The following is a 19,433-nucleotide window of genomic DNA, read 5'->3' on the forward strand; positions in this document are numbered from 1 at the left end:
CGCTCAACCTGTGGGAGCTGGCTTGCCTGCGATGCGGGCGCCTCGGTCCCACAACTACACCTCGGCGATGCCATCGCAGGCAAGCCAGCTCCCACAGTGATGGTGCCCACTTCAGGTCGGGCAATGCCAGGTCATCGTATAACTTCTGCTTGACACTGCGGTAAAACCTCGCAAATATCCCGCCCAATGTTGTACGACAACGTATAACAAATAATAAAAACAACAAAAGAAAAGGGAGCTTCACAGTGCGTCCATTCGCCCGCAATTCCTCCTCGTGCATCCGCCTTATCGGCCTCGGCAGCCTGGCCTTCGCCCTGCCCCACAACGCCCAGGCCGACGGTTTCCTTGAAGACGCCAAAGCCACGCTGAACCTGCGCAACGCCTACTTCAACCGCAACTTCACCAACCCGACCTACCCGCAAGCCAAGGCCGAGGAATGGACGCAGAACTTCATCCTCGATGCCAAATCCGGCTTCACCCAGGGCACCGTGGGTTTCGGCCTTGATGTGCTGGGCCTGTACTCGCAAAAGCTCGACGGCGGCAAAGGCACCGGTGGCACGCAACTGCTGCCGATCCACAGCGACGGGCGCCCCGCCGACAACTTCGGGCGCCTGGGCGTGGCCTTGAAAACCAAGCTGTCAAAGACCGAACTCAAGGTCGGCGAGTGGATGCCGGTGTTGCCCATCCTGCGCTCAGACGATGGCCGCTCGCTGCCCCAGACCTTTCGCGGCGGCCAGGTCACGTCCAACGAAATTGCCGGCCTGACCCTCTACGGCGGGCAGTTTCGCGGTAACAGCCCGCGCAACGACGCGAGCATGGAAGACATGTTCATGAACGGCAAAGCGGCCTTCACTTCCGACCGTTTCAACTTTGGCGGCGGCGAGTACAGCTTCAATGACAAGCGCACCCAGGTCGGCGTGTGGTACGCCGAATTAACCGATATCTACCAGCAGCAATACTTCAACCTGACCCACAGCCAGCCCGTCGGCGACTGGACCCTAGGCGCCAACCTCGGTTATTTCAACGGCAAGGAAGATGGCCGCGCACTGGCCGGCGACCTCGACAACAAGACCGTCTCGGCCCTGCTCTCGGCCCGCTACAACGGCAATACGTTCTACGTGGGCCTGCAGAAACTCACCGGCGACAGCCTGTGGATGAGGGTCAATGGCACCAGCGGCGGCACCCTGGCCAACGACAGCTACAACGCCAGCTACGATAACGCCAAGGAAAAATCCTGGCAGGTACGCCATGACTTCAACTTCGTGGTGCTCGGCATTCCAGGGCTGACCATGATGAACCGCTATATCAGCGGCAGTAACGTGCACACCGGGGCGATTACCGACGGCAAGGAATGGGGCCGCGAATCGGAACTGGCCTACACGGTGCAGAGCGGCGCGCTGAGGGACTTGAACGTGCGCTGGAGGAATTCGAGCATGCGTCGGGATTTCAGCAACAATGAGTTCGATGAGAATCGGATTTTTATCAGCTATCCGATCTCACTGTTATAACTCGGTCAATGTGGGAGCTGGCTGATCCTTCCCACGCTCCCGCGTGGGAATGCAGCCCTGGACGCTCTGCGTCCAAAGCATGACGCAGAGCGTCACAAGAGGCGTTCCCACGCTGAGCGTGGGAACGAGCAGGCATAACTCGGTCAATGTTTGAGCTGGCTGATCGTTCCCACGCTCCCGCGTGGGAATGCAGCCCTGGACGCTCTGCGTCCAAAGCGTGACGCAGAGCGTCACAAGAGGCGTTCCCACGCAGAGCGTGGGAACGAGCAGGCATGTGGGAGCAGGCAAGCCAGCTCCCACCTTTTGAAACCTGTCGTCTGGCAAGGCGTTGACAACCTGGGGAGTCCAAAACGATACTTCCGACAAGTCATACGACAACCTACAACAACAATGGAATTCCCATGACCACCACCACGCCTGCTCCATTCAACCGCCTGTTGCTCACCGGTGCCGCCGGCGGCCTCGGCAAAGTCTTGCGCGAACGCCTGCGCCCTTATGCCCAGGTGTTGCGCCTGTCGGACATCGCTTCGATGGCCCCGGCTGCCGATGCCAGCGAAGAAGTGCAACCGTGCGACCTCGCCGATAAACAAGCCGTGCACCATCTGGTGGAAGGCGTCGATGCCATCCTGCATTTCGGTGGTGTCTCGGTGGAGCGCCCGTTCGAAGAGATTCTTGGCGCGAATATCAGCGGCATCTTCCATATCTACGAAGCCGCCCGCCGTCATGGTGTGAAGCGTGTAATCTTCGCCAGCTCCAACCATGTGATCGGCTTTCATAAGCAGGGCGAAAAGCTCGACGCCCATTCGCCGCGTCGCCCGGACAGCTACTACGGCTTGTCCAAATCCTATGGCGAAGACATGGCGAGTTTCTACTTTGATCGCTACGGCATCGAAACCGTGAGCATCCGCATCGGCTCCTCATTCCCGGAACCGCAAAACCGTCGAATGATGCACACCTGGCTGAGCTTCGACGACCTCACTCAACTGCTCGAACGCGCGCTGTACACGCCAAATGTCGGGCACACCGTGGTCTACGGCATGTCGGATAACCTCGATACCTGGTGGGACAACCGCTACGCCGCGCACCTGGGTTACGCGCCCAAAGACAGCTCCGAAGTGTTCCGCGCCCAGGTCGAAACACAGCCACCGGTGGCCGCCGATGATCCGGCCAAGGTCTATCAGGGCGGCGCGTTCTGCGCGGCGGGGCCGTTCGGTGACTGAGTGCACAGCAACCCAAGGGAATGAGTGGCCATGACTGCTGAATTGATCGTCGACGCCCGCAATGTCGTGGGCGAGTGCCCGGTGTGGGTGCCGGAGGAAAGCGCGCTGTATTGGGTGGATATTCCCAACGGCGGCCTGCAACGCTGGAGCGCCGCCACCGGCCACATCGCCGCCTGGACCGCCCCGCAGATGCTCGCCTGTATCGCCCGCACCACCGCGGGCAACTGGGTCGCCGGGATGGAAACCGGCTTTTTCCAGCTCACCCCGCACAACGACGGCAGCCTCGACACCACGCCTCTGGCGAGTGTCGAGCACCCGCGCGCCGACATGCGCCTCAACGACGGCCGCTGTGATCGCCAGGGCCGTTTCTGGGCCGGCAGCATGGTGCTGAACATGGGTTTGAACGCAGCCGAGGGCACGCTCTATCGCTACGCGTCGGGTTCGGCGCCGCACGCCCAGCTGAACGGGTTTATCACCCTCAATGGCCTGGCGTTCAGCCCGGATGGCCGCACGATGTACGCCTCGGACTCACACCCGCTGGTGCAGCAGATCTGGGCGTTCGATTACGACACCGAGACCGGCACGCCCTCCAATCGCCGCGTGTTTGTGGACATGCAGCCGCTGCCCGGCCGCCCCGACGGCGCGGCGGTCGACGCCGACGGCTGCTACTGGATCTGCGCCAACGACGCTGGGCTGATTCACCGCTTCACCCCGGAAGGTCGCCTCGATCGCTCCCTCAGCGTTCCGGTGAAAAAACCCAGCATGTGCGCCTTTGGCGGCAGTCGCCTGGACACGCTGTTCGTCACCTCGATTCGTGATGACCAGAGTGAGCAGTCGCTGTCGGGTGGCGTATTTGCCCTCAACCCAGGCGTGCAAGGGTTGCCCGAACCCAGCTTCGTGCTCTAGCGGTGATGCGGTTATCCGCGAGTACCGGGGTCTGTGGGAGCTGGCTTGCCTGCGATGGCATCGACTCTGTGTACCTGACAGACCGAGCTGCCTGCATCGCGGGCAAGCCAGCTCCTACAGGGTTCGCGTCGGTCAGGGCGGGGTGTTTTTGAGGCGGCCGGCGGTATCGATACTCACCACCACCGACAACCCCGGTCGCAAGCGCTCACTCTCGGCCTGATCCGGGTCCACCGTGATCCGCACCGGCACGCGCTGGGCGATCTTCACAAAGTTGCCGGTGGCGTTGTCCGCCTGCAGCAGGCTGAACTCCGAGCCGGTCGCCGGGGAAATATGCTGCACCGTGCCGTGAAACTTGCGGTGGTTCAGCGCATCCACGGTGAAGGTCACCGGCTGGCCGACCTGCACGTTATCCATCTGGGTTTCCTTCATATTGGCGATCACCCACAGCTGCGGCGGCACCAGCGCCATCAATTGCGCGCCGGAGTTGACGTAGGCGCCGAGCCGCACGCCGATCTGCCCCAACTGGCCGTCACGCGGCGCGAGGATGCGCGTGTTGGACAGGTCGATGCGCGCCAGCTCCACCGCCGCATCCGCGCTGGCCACGGCGGCTTCCAATGAACCGCGATTGACGATCACGGTTTGCAGGTCCTGCCGGGCAATTTCCAGGCTGGCCTGGGCCTGCGCCACGGCGGCGATGGTTTGTGCATTGGCGGCGCGGGTCACGTCCAGCTCGCGCTTGGACACCGAGCCGTCGCTGATCAGTTCTTCATTGCGGCGCAGATCAGCGGTGCTTTTGCGCGCCTGGGCCTGGCTGTCGACCAACGCGGCCTGGCGCAGCTTGATGGTGGCTTCGGCGCTGTTGCGTTGCTGCACCACGTTGGCCAGCGCGGCTTTCTGCACCGCCAGTTGCGCCAGCGCCTGGTCAAGACGCTGTTTGTAGATGCGATCATCGAGGCGCACCAGCAGGTCACCGGCCTTGACGAACTGGAAGTCCTGCACCGGCACTTCGTACACATAGCCGGCGAGTTGCGGGCCGATAATCGTCACCTGGCCGCGCACCAGCGCGTTCTCGGTGGTTTCCACCGCGCTGCTGAACGGCGGCAATTGCCAGGCATACAGCACGATCAGTACGCCGACGATGGCAATCGCGGCAAAGCCCAACGACGAGATGATGCGTACCCGCAGCGAACGCGGCTCGGTGACCGAGGCGCCCGGCGGCGTGGTGCCTTCCGGGGTGGAGGCGATGGCGTTGGTGGTTGTCGTAGTGCTGGTAGTCGGTTCGGTCATGAAGTAACGCCGCTGGGTTGAACGGGAGGGGCTGCTGCCTTGGTGGTACTCATCAGCCACAGGCTGCGGGTGAAGATCCAGAGCATGGTGAGGATCGCGATGATCGCAATCAGCATGAACACATCGTTGTAGGCCATCACATTCGCCTCACGCGTGGCCGCCGTGGCCAGGCTGCGAATGCCCATCAGGTTGCGCAACTCCGGGTCGGCGATGATCCCGCCATACGCCGAACCGCCGCTCTGCACCCGCGCGGCCACACGCGGGTCGAGCAAGGTCAGGTGCTCGACAATCATGCTGGAGTGGTACTTCTCGCGCACGATCTGGAACGTCCCGAGCAAGGCAGCACCAATCAAGCCGCCGAGGTTCTGGCAGATACCGAACATCACCGAAAAACTCACCAGGTTGCGCGGGTTGGTGAGCACGTTGCGCGTGCCCAGCACCATGGTCGGGCCGAGAAAGAAGGTGCCGCCAAAGCCTAGCAGGAACTGGCTGATATAGAGGTTTTGCGGGCGGGTCAGGTTGCTGGAGAAGCTGTCCATCACCGACCCCGTGGCCATCAACGCCAGGGAGATGATCAGCGGCATCAGCAGGTGCGCGGGGTTGATCGTCAGCGCACTGACCACCAGCCCGGCAATCGCCCCGGCCAGCATCACCACGTACAGCGTGTGCATCTGCTGATAGCTCATGTTGAGCATTTGCATGAAGCCCACGGCGCCGGTGGATTGCTCCGACAGCACCATGCGAATCAACACCACCGCCAGCGCCAGGCGAATCATCACCCCACTGCCCAGCCAACGGGTCATCAGCAACGGGTTGGCGCGGTTATGCTCGATGGCCAGGCCGGCCATGATCAGCACCAGCGAACAGGCGGAGGCCACGCCGATCCACGGCGCTTCCAGCCACCAGTCGATACGCCCCAGGGACAGCACCGCGCACAGCAAGGCGACGCCGGTGGCGAGAATGCCGAAGGTGAGGAAGTCGAGTTTTTCAAAGGTCTTGAAGCGGTCGCCCGGCGGCAATTTGAGCAGGAACACGCAGCCCAGGCAGATCAGTGCCAGGCCCAGTTCAAACAGGTACAGCCCGCGCCACTCGGCAATTTGCAGCAAGTCTTCGGAGAACAGCCGCGCCAGCGGCAGCGCCAACTGCGCGGTGCCCAGGCCCAGCACCAGGGCTTTCATGCGCCACTTGGCCGGGAACGCCTGGATCATGTAGTACAAGCCCAGCGAACTCAGCGCCGCGCCCACCATGCCGTGGGCCGCCCGCACCGCAATGGCGGAACTCAGGTCGTTTACGAACAAGTGGCCAAAGGTCACCAGCGCGTACAGCACCAGGAACACCTCGGTAAACGCGCGCAGGCCAAACTGCTGGCGAAACTTCACCAGCAGCAGGTTCATGCACACGTTGGTCATTACATAGGCGGCGGGCAGCCAGGCCATCTCGGCGGTGGTTGCGCCCAAGGCGCCTTGCAAATATTGCAGGTTGGCGATCACCAACGCGTTGCCGAGCCCGCCGGTGATTGCCACCAGCACACCAACCAGCGCAAAGGCCCAGCGCTTCGGGTTGCTGTGCAGCGGCGTCGACGGCGAGCCAGGCAGGCTCGGTCGCTCGTGGGGCTGCCAGGTGTGGGGGGTGTATTTGTTGTCCATTCGGTGGCCTTGATGAGCCGACGTGCAAGGTCGATAAATCCGTTACTCAGGGAGTAGTAAACCTGAGCAGAGTTCATCTTGCCATGCCTCAAGCGGACGCGCTCAAAACTGTGGGAGCTGGCTTGCCTGCGATGGCGGTGGATCAGTCAGACCGCTATCGCAGGCAAGCCAGCTCCCACAATTGGGATGTATTTCGGGTTGGAATTAGAGCGCGGCTTTGAGCAGCATGCCGGCGGCTACTACCACACACAGGCTGGCGAAGCCCACTTGCAGGGTGCGCGCCTTGATTACCGAACACAGGCGCCGCCCGATCAGCATGCCGACGATGCTTGCGCCGATAAACACCCAGCCCATGGGCTCGATGCTCACACCGGCATGAAACGCGCCGGCCACGCCGATCAGCGAGATCAGGCTGATCACCATCAACGAGGTGGCGACAATGCCGCGCATCTGCACATCGGTCAGTTGCTTGAATGCCGGCACAATCAGAAAGCCGCCACCTACGCCGAGCAAGCCCGACACCGCGCCGGTCACCGCGCCGAGGGCGGCCAGGGTGGCGCTGCACTTGGCGGTCCAGGCAAAGCGCCCGGTCTGCTGATCAAGCATGCAGTTCTTCTGGCCCCATGACGCGGCGCCATGGTCACTTGGCCCGGCCTCGACCTTTTCGCGCTGCAACATGCGCCAGGCCACCAGCACCATCAGCGCGCTGAACAGCCCCATCAGCGCGGGTTCCGGCATTTGGTGAGCGACAAACACCCCCAACGGCGAAAACGATGCACCCAGCAACGCGATCAACATCGCCGCGCGATAACGCACCAGGCCATGGCGCAACCCATCGATGGCGCCGACTGCCGCCGCCGCGCCCACGGCGAGCAGCGACACCGGCGCCGCCTGGGTCATGGTCAAGCCCAACCCCAACACCAACGCCGGCACCCCGAGGATGCCACCGCCTGCGCCTGTCAGGCCCATGACCAGGCCCATCAATACGCCCAACAGACTTGCCAGCAGCATTTAATCCACCTTGCTCAGGCGGGTCAGCCACTCGCGGCCCTTGAGCATGCCGTTCCAGTAGAACCACGGCAGCAGCGTGGCCTTGAGGAACCACATCGAGCGGCGCGCCTGGGTCGGGTCCAGCGGGAAGGTCGGCAACAGTTTGCCGCCGTAGCCGAACTCGGCCAGCACCACCTTGCCCTTCTCCACTGTCAGCGGGCAGGAGCCGTAGCCGTCGTACTTGAGCGGCAGCGGCGCCTGTTTGCGCAGGGCCAGCAGGTTTTCGGCGACCACCACGATCTGCTTGCGCACGGCGGCGGCGGTCTTGGCGTTGGTGGTGCCGCACACATCACCCAGGCCGAAGATGTGCGGGTAACGCAGGTGTTGCAGGCTGTGGGGGTTCACTTCACACCAGCCGGCGGCATCGGCCAGCGGGCTTTGGCGGATAAAGTCCGGGGAAACTTGCGGCGGCACCACGTGCAGCAGGTCGAAGGTTTTTTCCGCGACGGTGACGTTGCCTTCGGCGTCCTTGACCTCAAACCACGCCTTGCGCGCCGGGCCATCGACCTTGACGAGGTTGGAGTTGAACGCCAGCCGCGCGTTGTATTTTTCGACGTACTTCATCAAGGGCGGCACAAAGGTCGCCACGCCAAACAGCGCGGCGCCCGCGAGGTCGAACTCGACGTCGATATTGTTCAGGTTGCCGTGCTTGAGCCAGTGATCGCAGGACAGGTACATGGCCTTTTGCGGCGCGCCCGCGCATTTGATCGGCATGGCCGGCTGGGTAAAAATCGCCTTGCCGCTCTTGAGCTGCTGCACCAATTGCCAGGTGTAAGCGGCGTGCTCGTAGCTGTAGTTGGAGGTCACGCCGTTCTGGCCCAGTGTGTCTTGCAGGCCTTCGACTTTTTCCCATGCCAGGCGCAAACCGGGGCAGACGATCAGGTTGTTCCAGGTGACGCGCTGGCCGCTGTCGAGCACCAAGGTTTGCTCATCCGGCAGCAACTCGCTGACGGCGGACTGCACCCAGCTCACGCCATTGGGCAACACATCCGCCATGGGCCGCCGCGTCTTCTTGACGTCGTAGGCGCCGCCGCCGACCAGGGTCCAGGCCGGCTGGTAGCAGTGGTATTCACTCGGTTCGATCAGGGTGATGTTCAGGTGCGGATCACGTTTGAGCAGGCTGGCCAGCAGGCCGATGCCTGCCGAACCGCCGCCAATGACTACGATATCGCCACTGATGGTGGGGCCACAGTGTTGGTCGTTCATGTCGATCGCCTTTTTATACATGCACACAAGGGCCGCTGCCGGATGGCGTCACGCCCAGCTTTTGATGACCGCACCGCAGTACAGCCCGGAGAGGGTCTTCATTACTTGAATCACTTCATGGCTGGCCAGCCCGTAGAAAATGTATTTGCCTTCCCGACGGGTGGCGACCAACCCTTCGTCGCGCAAAATGCCCAACTGTTGTGACAGCGTAGGCTGTCTTACGCCGGTCATGGTTTCCAATTCGCCAACATTGCGCTCACCCTGGGTCAACTGGCACAGAATCAATAAACGATCCTCGTTGGCCAGCGCCTTGAGCAAGGAGCAGGCCTTGGACGCCGATGCGCGCAACTGGGCGACTTCGCCCTCACTCAGAGTAGATTCCATTTGCTTCGGGTCCTTTACGTCACTTAAGCTCAAAACATTATGTGTAAACGTAAACTGATTGTAACCACTTTTTTCATCGTATTTTTTTAAACAGGGACAGCCGCCATGCCAGCGTTGATCCACGCCTTTCTGGACGAGGCATCGTCGACCTTCACCTACGTCATCCATGAAAATGACGGCGGTCCATGCGCCATTGTCGACTCGGTGCTCAATTACGACCCGGCCTCGGGGCGCACCGACACAGCCCAAGCCGACAAAGTCATCGCCTTTGTGCGTGAGTACGGCTTGCAGGTGCAATGGCTGCTGGAAACCCACGCCCATGCCGATCACCTGTCCGCCGCGCCTTACCTGCGGCGCACGTTGGGCGGCAAAATCGCGATTGGTCAGTCGATCAGCAAGGTCCAGGGCGTGTTCAAGAATTTGTTCAACCTGGAACCGGCGTTTCGCGTCGATGGTTCGCAGTTCGACCATTTGTTTGCGCCGGACGAGGTCTTTTATATCGGCAACCTCAAAGCCCAGGCGCTGCATGTGCCGGGGCATACTCCGGCGGACATGGCCTACCTGATCGAAGATCGCTTGATTCTGGTGGGTGACACGCTGTTCATGCCCGATGTGGGTACGGCGCGCTGCGACTTTCCTGGCGGCGATGCGCGGCAGTTGTATGCGTCGATGCGCAAGTTGCTGGCCTTCCCTGTGGAGACCGAGCTGTACGTGTGCCATGACTACCCGCCCGAAGGCCGGGAGGCCAAGTGCCTGACCACCGTCGCTGAACAGCGCGCGGGGAATATTCATGTGCATAACGGGGTGGATGAGGCGGCGTTTGTGGCGATGCGCACGCAACGTGATGCCGGGTTGGGGATGCCGACGTTGTTGCTGCCGGCGATTCAGGTGAATGTGCGGGCGGGGCATATGCCGCCGGCGGAGGAGAATGGGGTGGTTTACCTGAAGATTCCGCTTAACCAACTTTGAAATGGGATCTTAATGTGGGAGCGGGCTTGCTCGCGAAAGCGGTGGGTCAGTCAACTAATTCTGTGCCTGGTACACCGCTTTCGCGAGCAAGCCCGCTCCCACATTTTTACAGCGGCGCGGCTGAGGTCATGTACCGAGGCTGATGCCGTTGGCTGGCAAGGGCAACGCCGTCTTATAGCGCACTTGCTTGAGCGCAAAGCTTGAGCGGATGTTGGCCACCCCCGGCACTTTGGTCAGAAAATCCATCATGAAGCGCTCCAGCGACTGGATGGTCGGCACCAGCACGCGGATCAGGTAGTCCGGGTCGCCGGCCATCAGGTAGCACTCCATCACTTCCGGGCGGTCCGAGATCGCGCCTTCGAACTGCTGCAATGCCAGCTCGTTCTGCTTTTCCAGGCTTACATGGATGAACACGTTGACGTGCAGGCCCAGCAGGTCGGCGTCGAGCAGCGTGACCTGGTCGCGAATCAGGCCCAGTTCTTCCATCGCCTTGACCCGGTTGAAACACGGCGTGGGCGACAGGTTGACCGAGCGAGCCAGGTCGGCGTTGGTGATGCGGGCGTTCTCCTGCAGGGCGTTGAGAATGCCAATATCGGTACGGTCCAGTTTACGCATGAGACAAAATCACCTGTTTATTATGGTTATGCAGTTTTTTTATCCGCAAATGATCGCGAGCGCAACGAAACAGAGATAAATATTCTTCTACGCCACGCCTATGATTGTTGTAGGACAAGATTTCTCCTATCCGGAGACTGACTGTCAGCTAGCGCGCCCACTACAAGAAATTCACAAGATAGAGCGTAGAAAGCCATGACCCAGCAGTACGACCCACTGCGCCTGCACGTGCCCGAACCCTCGGGCCGCCCAGGCTGCAAGACCGACTTTACCTACCTGCGCCTGACTGACGCAGGTACGGTGCGCAAACCCGCCATCGACGTAGAACCCGCCGACACCGCCGACCTCGCCAAAGGCCTGATCCGCGTGCTCGACGACCAGGGCCAGGCCCTTGGCCCATGGGCCGAAGGCGTTCCCGTCGAGATCCTGCGCAAAGGCATGCGCGCCATGCTCAAGACGCGGATCTTCGACAACCGCATGGTGGTCGCCCAGCGTCAGAAAAAAATGTCGTTCTACATGCAAAGCCTTGGCGAAGAAGCCATCGGCAGCGCCCAGGCCCTGGCCTTGAACATCGACGACATGTGCTTCCCCACCTACCGCCAGCAAAGCATCCTGATGGCCCGCGAAGTGCCGCTGGTAGACCTGATCTGCCAACTGCTGTCCAACGAGCGCGACCCGCTCAAGGGTCGCCAGCTGCCGATCATGTATTCGGTCAAGGACGCCGGTTTCTTCACCATTTCCGGCAACCTCGCCACCCAATTCGTACAAGGCGTGGGCTGGGGCATGGCCTCGGCGATCAAGGGCGACACCAAAATCGCCTCGGCCTGGATCGGCGACGGCGCCACCGCCGAATCCGACTTCCACACCGCCCTCACCTTCGCTCACGTGTACCGCGCGCCGGTGATTCTCAACGTGGTCAACAACCAGTGGGCAATCTCCACCTTCCAGGCCATCGCCGGTGGTGAAGCCACCACCTTCGCCGGACGCGGCGTCGGTTGCGGCATCGCCTCCCTGCGCGTGGACGGCAACGACTTTATCGCGGTGTACGCCGCCTCCGCCTGGGCTGCCGAGCGCGCGCGCCGCAACCTTGGGCCAACCCTGATTGAGTGGGTCACCTACCGCGCCGGCCCGCACTCCACCTCCGATGACCCGTCGAAATATCGCCCGGCCGATGACTGGAGCCACTTCCCGTTGGGCGACCCGATTGCCCGTCTCAAGCAGCACCTGATCAAGATTGGCCAGTGGTCCGAAGAGGAACACGCGGCGGTCAGCGCCGAACTTGAGGCCGAAGTGGTCAAGGCACAAAAGGAAGCCGAACAGTACGGCACCCTGGCCGGTGGCCAGATTCCAAGCGCCGCGACCATGTTCGAAGACGTCTATAAAGAGATGCCGGAGCATTTGAAGCGCCAGCGTCAAGAGTTGGGGATCTGAGATGAACGATCACAACAACAGTATTGAACTGGAAACCGCCATGACCACCACCACCATGACCATGATCCAGGCCCTGCGCTCGGCCATGGACGTGATGCTCGAACGTGACGATAACGTGGTGGTGTTCGGCCAGGACGTCGGTTACTTCGGCGGCGTGTTCCGTTGCACCGAAGGCTTGCAGAACAAATACGGCAGCTCGCGGGTGTTTGACGCGCCGATCTCGGAAAGCGGCATCGTCGGCGTGGCGGTGGGCATGGGCGCCTACGGCCTGCGCCCGGTGGCGGAAATCCAGTTCGCCGACTACGTCTACCCCGCCACCGACCAGATCATCTCCGAAGCCGCTCGCCTGCGTTATCGCTCGGCCGGCCAGTTCACCGCGCCGCTGACCATGCGCATGCCCTGCGGCGGCGGCATCTACGGCGGCCAGACCCACAGCCAGAGTATCGAAGCGGTGTTCACCCAGGTTTGCGGCCTGCGCACGGTAATGCCGTCCAACCCGTACGACGCCAAAGGCCTGCTCATTGCCTCCATCGAAAACGATGACCCGGTGATCTTCCTGGAGCCCAAGCGCCTGTACAACGGCCCGTTCGATGGCCATCACGACCGCCCGGTGACGCCGTGGTCGAAACACCCGCAAGCGCAAGTGCCGGACGGTTACTACACCGTACCGCTGGACGTGGCCGCCATCGTCCGTCCGGGCTCGGCGGTCACCGTGCTGACCTACGGCACCACCGTGTATGTGTCGCAAGTTGCTGCCGAAGAAACCGGCATCGACGCCGAGGTCATCGACCTGCGCAGCCTGTGGCCACTGGACCTGGAAACCATCGTCAAGTCGGTGAAAAAGACCGGCCGTTGCGTGGTGGTGCACGAAGCCACGCGCACCTGCGGCTTTGGCGCCGAGCTGGTGTCGCTGGTGCAAGAGCATTGCTTCCACCACCTGGAAGCGCCAATCGAACGCGTCACCGGCTGGGACACGCCCTATCCGCACGCGCAAGAGTGGGCGTATTTCCCAGGGCCGTCCCGCGTGGGCGCGGCGTTGAAACGGGTCATGGAGGTCTGAATGGGCACGCACGTTATCAAGATGCCGGACATTGGCGAAGGCATTGCAGAAGTTGAACTGTCGGTATGGCATGTAAAGGTCGGCGACCTGGTGGTTGAAGACCAGGTGCTGGCGGATGTGATGACCGACAAGGCGATGGTGGACATTCCCTCGCCGGTGCACGGCAAAGTGATTTCCCTCGGCGGCGAGCCAGGCGAAGTCATGGCCGTGGGCAGTATTTTGATCAGCATTGAAGTGGAAGGCGCGGGCAACGCCAAGGATGTACCGCCAGTGGCGGCTCCTGCGAAGGCGGCGCCGGTGGTTGAAGCCAAGCCCGCGCCGGTTGAAAGCAAGCCCGCGCCAGCAGTGACAAAACCTCAGGCGACCCAGGCGCAAGCCCCGGTGGCCCGTGAAGCCGACGAACGTCCGCTGGCCTCTCCGGCTGTACGCAAACATGCGTTGGATGCTGGCATCCAGCTACGCCTGGTCCAGGGCTCTGGTCCGGCGGGCCGGATTTTGCACGAAGATTTGGAGGCTTTCTTGCTCGATCGTCCGGGCAAAAAATCAACGGCCGCCAACCCTTACGCCGAGCGCAACAACGAAGAGCAAATCCCGGTGATCGGCATGCGCCGCAAGATCGCCCAGCGCATGCAGGACGCCACCCGGCGCGCCGCGCATTTCAGCTATGTGGAAGAGATCGACGTTACCGCCCTCGACGAGCTGCGCGTGCACCTCAATGAGAAACACGGTGCTACACGCGGCAAGCTGACCTTGTTGCCATTTATCGTGCGCGCCATGGTCGTGGCGTTGCGCGACTTCCCGCAGATCAACGCACGGTATGACGACGAAAACCAGGTCATCACCCGCCTCGGCGCGGTGCATGTAGGCGTCGCCACCCAGAGCGACGTCGGCCTGATGGTGCCGGTGGTGCGTCACGCCGAAGCCCGCAGCCTGTGGGGCAACGCCGAGGAAATCGCGCGCTTGGCCACTGCCGCACGCAATGGCAAGGCCAGCCGCGATGAGCTGTCGGGCTCGACGATTACATTGACCAGCCTGGGTGCCTTGGGCGGCATTGTCAGCACGCCGGTGCTGAACCTGCCGGAAGTGGCCATCGTCGGCGTCAACCGCATTGTTGAGCGGCCGATGGTGATCAAGGGCCAGATCGTGGTCCGCAAGATGATGAACCTCTCCAGCTCCTTCGATCACCGCGTGGTCGATGGCATGGACGCGGCGCAATTCATCCAGGCCATTCGCGGCCTGCTCGAACAACCCGCCAGCCTGTTTTTGGAGTAAGGCATGTCTGAGACATTGAACACCACGCTGCTGATTATCGGCGGCGGCCCTGGCGGTTATGTGGCGGCCATTCGCGCCGGTCAGTTGGGCATCCCGACCATTCTGGTCGAAGGCCAGGCGTTGGGCGGCACCTGCTTGAATATCGGCTGCATTCCCTCCAAAGCCTTGATCCACGTGGCCGAGCAGTTCCAGCAAACCGTGCACCACAGCCAGGGCTCGCAGTTGGGCATCGAAGTGGATGTGCCGACGCTGGACATTCGCAAAAGCGTGGAATGGAAAGACGGCATCGTCGACCGCCTGACCACCGGCGTCGCTGCGCTGTTGAAGAAGCACAAAGTGCAAGTGATCCACGGCTGGGCCAAGGTGGTCGACGGCAAGACCGTCGACGTCGGCAACCAGCGTATCCAATGCGATCACCTGCTGTTGGCCACCGGTTCGAAAAGCGTCAACCTGCCGACGTTGCCGATTGGCGGGCCGATCATCTCCTCCACCGAAGCGCTGGCGCCCACCCGTGTGCCCAAGCGCCTGATTGTGGTCGGCGGCGGCTATATCGGCCTGGAGCTGGGCATTGCCTACCGCAAGCTCGGCGCCGAGGTCAGTGTGGTCGAGGCGCAGGAACATATCCTGCCCGCCTACGACGCCGAGCTGACATTGCCGGTGGCCGAATCCCTCAAGCAATTGGGCGTAAAGCTGTACCTCAAGCACAGCGTCACTGGCTTTGAAAACAACTGCCTGCAAGTGCGCGAACCGAATGGCGACACCTTGTCGCTGGAAACCGATCAAGTGCTGGTGGCCGTGGGCCGCAAACCCAACACCCAGGGCTGGAATCTCGAAGCGCTGAACCTGGACATGAACGGTTCGGCGATCAAGATCGACAGCCGTTGCCAGACCAGCATGCGCAATGTGTACGCCATTGGTGACCTGAGTGGCGAGCCGATGCTGGCGCACCGGGCCATGGCCCAGGGCGAAATGGTTGCCGAACTGATCAGCGGCAAGTCCCGCGAATTCAACCCGGCAGCGATCCCGGCGGTGTGCTTTACCGACCCGGAACTGGTGGTGCTCGGCAAGACCCCGGACGAAGCCAAGGCCGCCGGCCTGGACTGCATCGTGTCGAGCTTCCCGTTCGCGGCCAATGGCCGGGCGATGACCCTGGAGTCGAAAACCGGCTTCGTGCGCGTGGTGGCGCGGCGTGACAACCACCTGATCGTCGGCTGGCAAGCGGTGGGCGTTGGCGTGTCCGAGCTGTCCACGGCCTTCGGCCTGAGCCTGGAAATGGGCTCGCGCCTGGAAGACGTGGCCGGCACCATCCACGCCCATCCGACGCTCGGCGAAGCGGTACAGGAAGCCGCTTTAAGAGCTTTGGGCCACGCGCTGCACCTGTAAAACCGCGGTGAGGCCATCGCAGGCAAGCCAGCTCCCACAGGGGAATGCATTGCAAATGTGGGAGCTGGCTTGCCTGCGATAGCGGCGGATCAGCCAACGCACATGCCGAATGGCCCGCCCACCCGCTCCCACACCGGCCAAGAATGAAGTATTGTTGCGCCCATCCAGAAAAAAACCGACAAGCCTGCCTTCGACCAGGCGGTTGACCAGAGATAGAGGGTGTCATGGGTAACGAAAGCATCAATTGGGACAAGCTGGGTTTTGACTACATCAAGACCGACAAGCGGTTTCTCCAAGTCTGGAAAAACGGCGAATGGCAAGCAGGCACCCTGACCGACGACAACGTGCTGCACATCAGCGAGGGCTCGACTGCCCTGCACTATGGCCAGCAATGCTTTGAAGGCCTCAAGGCCTACCGTTGCAAAGACGGTTCGATCAACCTGTTCCGCCCGGACCAGAACGCCGCACGCATGCAGCGCAGCTGTGCACGCCTGCTGATGCCGCACGTGTCGACCGAAGACTTCATCGACGCCTGCAAACAAGTGGTCAAGGCCAACGAGCGGTTCATCCCGCCGTACGGCAGCGGCGGTGCGCTGTACCTGCGCCCGTTCGTGATCGGCACCGGTGACAACATCGGCGTGCGGACCGCGCCGGAGTTCATCTTCTCGGTCTTCGCCATCCCGGTCGGCGCCTACTTCAAAGGCGGCCTGGTGCCCCACAACTTCCAGATTTCCACCTTCGACCGCGCCGCGCCACAAGGCACCGGTGCCGCCAAGGTCGGTGGCAACTACGCCGCCAGCCTGATGCCGGGCGCTGAAGCGAAGAAATCCGGTTTCGCCGACGCGATCTACCTGGACCCGATGACCCATTCGAAAATCGAAGAAGTCGGTTCGGCCAACTTCTTCGGGATCACCCACGACAACCAGTTCATCACGCCGAAGTCGCCTTCGGTGCTGCCAGGCATCACCCGCCTGTCGCTGATCGAACTGGCCCAGTCGCGCCTGGGCCTGAAAGTGGTCGAGGGCGAAGTGTTCATCGACAAACTGGATCAGTTCAAGGAAGCCGGTGCCTGCGGCACGGCTGCCGTGATCTCGCCGATCGGCGGCATCCAGTACAACGGCAAACTGCACGTGTTCCACAGCGAAACCGAAGTGGGCACGATCACCCAGGCGCTCTACAAAGAGCTGACCGGCGTGCAAACCGGCGACGTCGAAGCGCCAGAAGGCTGGATCGTCAAGGTCTAAACCCAAAAGCCAGCCACACCACAAAACCCATGTGGGAGCTGGCTTGCCTGCGATAGCGGTCTATCAGTGACTAAACAAGTTGACTGACCCACCGCCATCGCAGGCAAGCCAGCTCCCACAGTTGGTTTGGGTGTTCTCACACGTTTTTTGGGATATTCACGCCAATCTTCTTCCCCATACTAATCCTCGGCTCCACCCCATACCCCAACGCCTCGTAAAACCCCACCACCGCGTCATTCCCGCCAGTAATCTGCAAATTGATCTTCATGCACCCCAGCGCCGTCAACGCCTGCTCGGCATGCCGCACCAACGACGCGCCCAAACCCTGCCGCCGATAATCGCTGTGCACCGCCACCGAATACAGCCAGCCACGATGCCCGTCGTAGCCGGCAAGAATGCTGCCGACCACGGCTTTTTTATCCGTCGCCACAAAGAACAAGCCATCGTTGACCGCCAGTTTCTTATCAATCGCCAACGTCGGCAGGTTGTGCGCGGTGTCATAGCCAAACGCCTCCTGCCACAGGGCCACCACTTGCGCGCGGTGCTGACGGTCGCGATACGGCCCAATGGGATGGCGAGATAACAACGCCTTCTCCATCACCAACGTGCGCTCGTTGCCGTGGTAGACATTGCGCACCGCGTTGAACCCCAGCTTGGTATAGAACGGCTCGGCCGTCAGCGAAGACGGCACGCTCAAGACCGTCACCCCGGCTTCGCGGGCACGCAGTTCGATCTCGATCATCAACAGCCGCCCAATCCCCTGCCCTTGCAGCGCCGGGTTGACGAACACCGAGCGCACCACATTGCCGTCGAGTGCCGCAGTGGCGACGATCACCTGCTCCTGAACCGCCACCAGCACCACCCGCCGCTGGAGCAAAGCCAGCACAGCGTCAGGCGTAAAATTACTCGCGACCCGAGCAATCACCTCCGCCGGGTAATCCCGCGCATTACTGCTGTGCAAGGCAGCCAGGATGACCTGGCTGATCCCTTCGGCATCGGTGGTTTGGGCAAGACGAACAGCGGTAGACATGATTCCTCCTGGCTGACGGCGTTACAACAGACGCAACAATACCAATGTGGGAGCGGGCTTGCTCGCGAATGCAGTCTTCCTGCCAATGCATCTGAACCTGACCCACCGCCTTCGCGAGCAAGCCCGCTCCCACAGTTTGACCTCATTCCAACCTCTCCAGCCGATTCGGCTGCCCCACCCCACTTTTCAGCTTTCCCGGCTGAGCCGCCCCTCTGTTTCAGCCGGGATTCCCCCACCACAACGCACAAAATACCCCCACAGCTCAGCCCCCCCATGGACCCGTGCACCCATGCAAACAACAAACACTGTCCTGATGATTCGCCCGGCGCGCTTTGCCTTCAACCCGGACACCGCGATCAACAACCGCTTCCAGCGCCCGCCCCTCGACCCACTCAGCGCGCAGCACAAAGCGCTGGAAGAATTTGACGGCTACGTCGACACCCTGCGCCAACACGGCGTCGAAGTGCTGGTGGTCCAGGACACTCCCGCGCCCCACACCCCCGACTCGATCTTCCCCAACAACTGGTGGAGCAGCCACGCCGACGGTAGCCTGGTGCTGTACCCGATGGAAGGCCAGAACCGACGCCTGGAGCGCGACAAAGGCGTGCTGCAAGTACTGGAGCAGCGCTTTGCGATCCACCACACCATCGACCTCAGCCACCTCGAACAACAGAACATCTTCCTCGAAGGCACCGGCAGCATGGTGCTCGACCGCCAGCATCGCATCAGCTACGCCTGCCACTCCGGGCGCACCCACCAGGACGCCCTGCGCCAGTTCGCCGAACGCCTCGACTACCAACTCTGCGTGTTCCACGCCGTCGACCGCCATCACGCGCCGATCTACCACAGCAACGTGATGATGAGCGTCGGCCGCGACCTCTCGGTGGTGTGCCTGCAAGCCTTGCCCGACGCGAGCGAACGCATGGGCCTGGAACGCTCACTGCGCGACACCGGCAAAGACATCCTCGCCCTCGACTTCAACCAGCTCGAAGCCTTCGCCGGCAACATGCTCGAAGTCCACGACCGCGACGGCCAGCCGCTGCTGGTGATGTCCGCCAGCGCCTGGGGCGCCTTGCACCCTGCCCAGCGCCAACAGGTGGAACGCCACACCCGCCCGGTGGTGGTGAACATCGACAACATCGAACGCATCGGCGGCGGCAGTGCCCGCTGCATGTTGGCGGAAGTGCACCTGCCTGCCCGCCCCTCATTTCAATAAGGAGTC

General features: G+C 62.0%; 17 protein-coding genes. 10 read left to right on the forward strand and 7 right to left on the reverse strand.

The genetic code is table 11. The features are described 5' to 3' along the window. Positions 1–245: 245 nt before the first annotated feature. The 3 genes from PspR76_RS19250 (at position 246) to PspR76_RS19260 (ending at position 3,634) form a co-directional block, all read left to right on the forward strand. Complete coding sequence (locus PspR76_RS19250; RefSeq protein ID WP_159957817.1) at positions 246–1,508, forward strand: OprD family porin; 1,263 nt, start codon at positions 246–248, stop codon at positions 1,506–1,508. A gap of 401 nt (positions 1,509–1,909) precedes the next feature. Beyond that, positions 1,910–2,728, forward strand: coding sequence for an NAD-dependent epimerase/dehydratase family protein (locus PspR76_RS19255; protein WP_159957819.1), 819 nt, complete (start codon positions 1,910–1,912; stop codon positions 2,726–2,728). A gap of 30 nt (positions 2,729–2,758) precedes the next feature. Further along, positions 2,759–3,634, forward strand: a complete 876-nt coding sequence (locus PspR76_RS19260) for an SMP-30/gluconolactonase/LRE family protein (RefSeq protein WP_159957821.1) — start codon at positions 2,759–2,761, stop codon at positions 3,632–3,634. Positions 3,635–3,766: 132 nt separating this feature from the next. Here PspR76_RS19260 and PspR76_RS19265 read toward each other — a convergent pair whose 3' ends face one another. The 5 genes from PspR76_RS19265 to PspR76_RS19285 all read right to left on the reverse strand — a co-directional run bounded on the left by PspR76_RS19265 (position 3,767) and on the right by PspR76_RS19285 (position 9,207). After that, positions 3,767–4,921, reverse strand: coding sequence for an HlyD family secretion protein (locus PspR76_RS19265; protein WP_159957823.1), 1,155 nt, complete (start codon positions 4,919–4,921; stop codon positions 3,767–3,769). Next, positions 4,918–6,567 carry an MFS transporter gene (locus tag PspR76_RS19270; protein WP_159957825.1) on the reverse strand — a complete coding sequence of 550 codons (1,650 nt, stop codon included), beginning with the start codon at positions 6,565–6,567 and terminating at the stop codon, positions 4,918–4,920. Before PspR76_RS19270 ends, PspR76_RS19265 begins: the two co-directional genes overlap by 4 nt. Positions 6,568–6,771: 204 nt before the next feature. Then, on the reverse strand, positions 6,772–7,578 hold the full coding sequence (locus PspR76_RS19275) for a sulfite exporter TauE/SafE family protein (protein ID WP_159957827.1): 807 nt from the start codon (positions 7,576–7,578) through the stop codon (positions 6,772–6,774). Beyond that, positions 7,579–8,823: an NAD(P)/FAD-dependent oxidoreductase gene (locus PspR76_RS19280; protein WP_159957829.1), complete on the reverse strand. Its 1,245-nt coding sequence runs from the start codon at positions 8,821–8,823 to the stop codon at positions 7,579–7,581. It abuts the gene before it with no gap. Positions 8,824–8,871: 48 nt separating this feature from the next. Next, complete coding sequence (locus tag PspR76_RS19285; RefSeq protein WP_017136253.1) at positions 8,872–9,207, reverse strand: ArsR/SmtB family transcription factor; 336 nt, start codon at positions 9,205–9,207, stop codon at positions 8,872–8,874. Positions 9,208–9,312: 105 nt separating this feature from the next. Here PspR76_RS19285 and PspR76_RS19290 point away from each other — a divergent pair, with 105 nt between their 5' ends. Then, a complete protein-coding gene (locus tag PspR76_RS19290; RefSeq protein WP_159957831.1) occupies positions 9,313–10,176 on the forward strand; it encodes an MBL fold metallo-hydrolase in 864 nt (287 codons plus the stop codon). A 126-nt stretch (positions 10,177–10,302) separates the two neighbouring features. On the opposite strand, the gene bkdR is transcribed toward PspR76_RS19290, so the two are convergent. Continuing rightward, a complete protein-coding gene (gene bkdR / locus PspR76_RS19295; protein WP_106578875.1) occupies positions 10,303–10,791 on the reverse strand; it encodes a Bkd operon transcriptional regulator BkdR in 489 nt (162 codons plus the stop codon). Positions 10,792–10,986: 195 nt separating this feature from the next. Between bkdR and PspR76_RS19300 the strand changes: the two genes are divergently transcribed. The 5 genes from PspR76_RS19300 to PspR76_RS19320 all read left to right on the forward strand — a co-directional run bounded on the left by PspR76_RS19300 (position 10,987) and on the right by PspR76_RS19320 (position 17,181). Beyond that, a complete protein-coding gene (locus PspR76_RS19300; protein ID WP_159957833.1) occupies positions 10,987–12,222 on the forward strand; it encodes a 3-methyl-2-oxobutanoate dehydrogenase (2-methylpropanoyl-transferring) subunit alpha in 1,236 nt (411 codons plus the stop codon). 1 nt (position 12,223) lies between these two features. After that, entirely contained in the window at positions 12,224–13,282 is a 1,059-nt protein-coding gene (locus PspR76_RS19305; protein WP_159957835.1) for an alpha-ketoacid dehydrogenase subunit beta, read from the forward strand. Next, positions 13,283–14,554 carry a dihydrolipoamide acetyltransferase family protein gene (locus tag PspR76_RS19310; RefSeq protein WP_159957837.1) on the forward strand — a complete coding sequence of 424 codons (1,272 nt, stop codon included), beginning with the start codon at positions 13,283–13,285 and terminating at the stop codon, positions 14,552–14,554. 3 nt (positions 14,555–14,557) lie between these two features. Beyond that, on the forward strand, positions 14,558–15,937 hold the full coding sequence (gene lpdA / locus PspR76_RS19315) for a dihydrolipoyl dehydrogenase (RefSeq protein ID WP_159957839.1): 1,380 nt from the start codon (positions 14,558–14,560) through the stop codon (positions 15,935–15,937). Positions 15,938–16,161: 224 nt separating this feature from the next. Beyond that, complete coding sequence (locus PspR76_RS19320) at positions 16,162–17,181, forward strand: branched-chain amino acid aminotransferase (protein WP_159957841.1); 1,020 nt, start codon at positions 16,162–16,164, stop codon at positions 17,179–17,181. Between the two features lie 136 nt (positions 17,182–17,317). Here PspR76_RS19320 and PspR76_RS19325 read toward each other — a convergent pair whose 3' ends face one another. Beyond that, entirely contained in the window at positions 17,318–18,211 is an 894-nt protein-coding gene (locus PspR76_RS19325) for a GNAT family acetyltransferase (protein ID WP_159957843.1), read from the reverse strand. Positions 18,212–18,500: 289 nt separating this feature from the next. On the opposite strand from PspR76_RS19325, the gene ctlX reads away from it, so the two are divergent. Continuing rightward, positions 18,501–19,427 (forward strand): citrulline utilization hydrolase CtlX, encoded by a 927-nt coding sequence (gene ctlX, locus PspR76_RS19330; RefSeq protein ID WP_159957845.1) that lies wholly within the window; start codon positions 18,501–18,503, stop codon positions 19,425–19,427. Positions 19,428–19,433: the final 6 nt, after the last annotated feature.

Origin of the sequence: Pseudomonas sp. R76 (assembly GCF_009834565.1) — a bacterium.
Lineage (GTDB): Bacteria > Pseudomonadota > Gammaproteobacteria > Pseudomonadales > Pseudomonadaceae > Aquipseudomonas.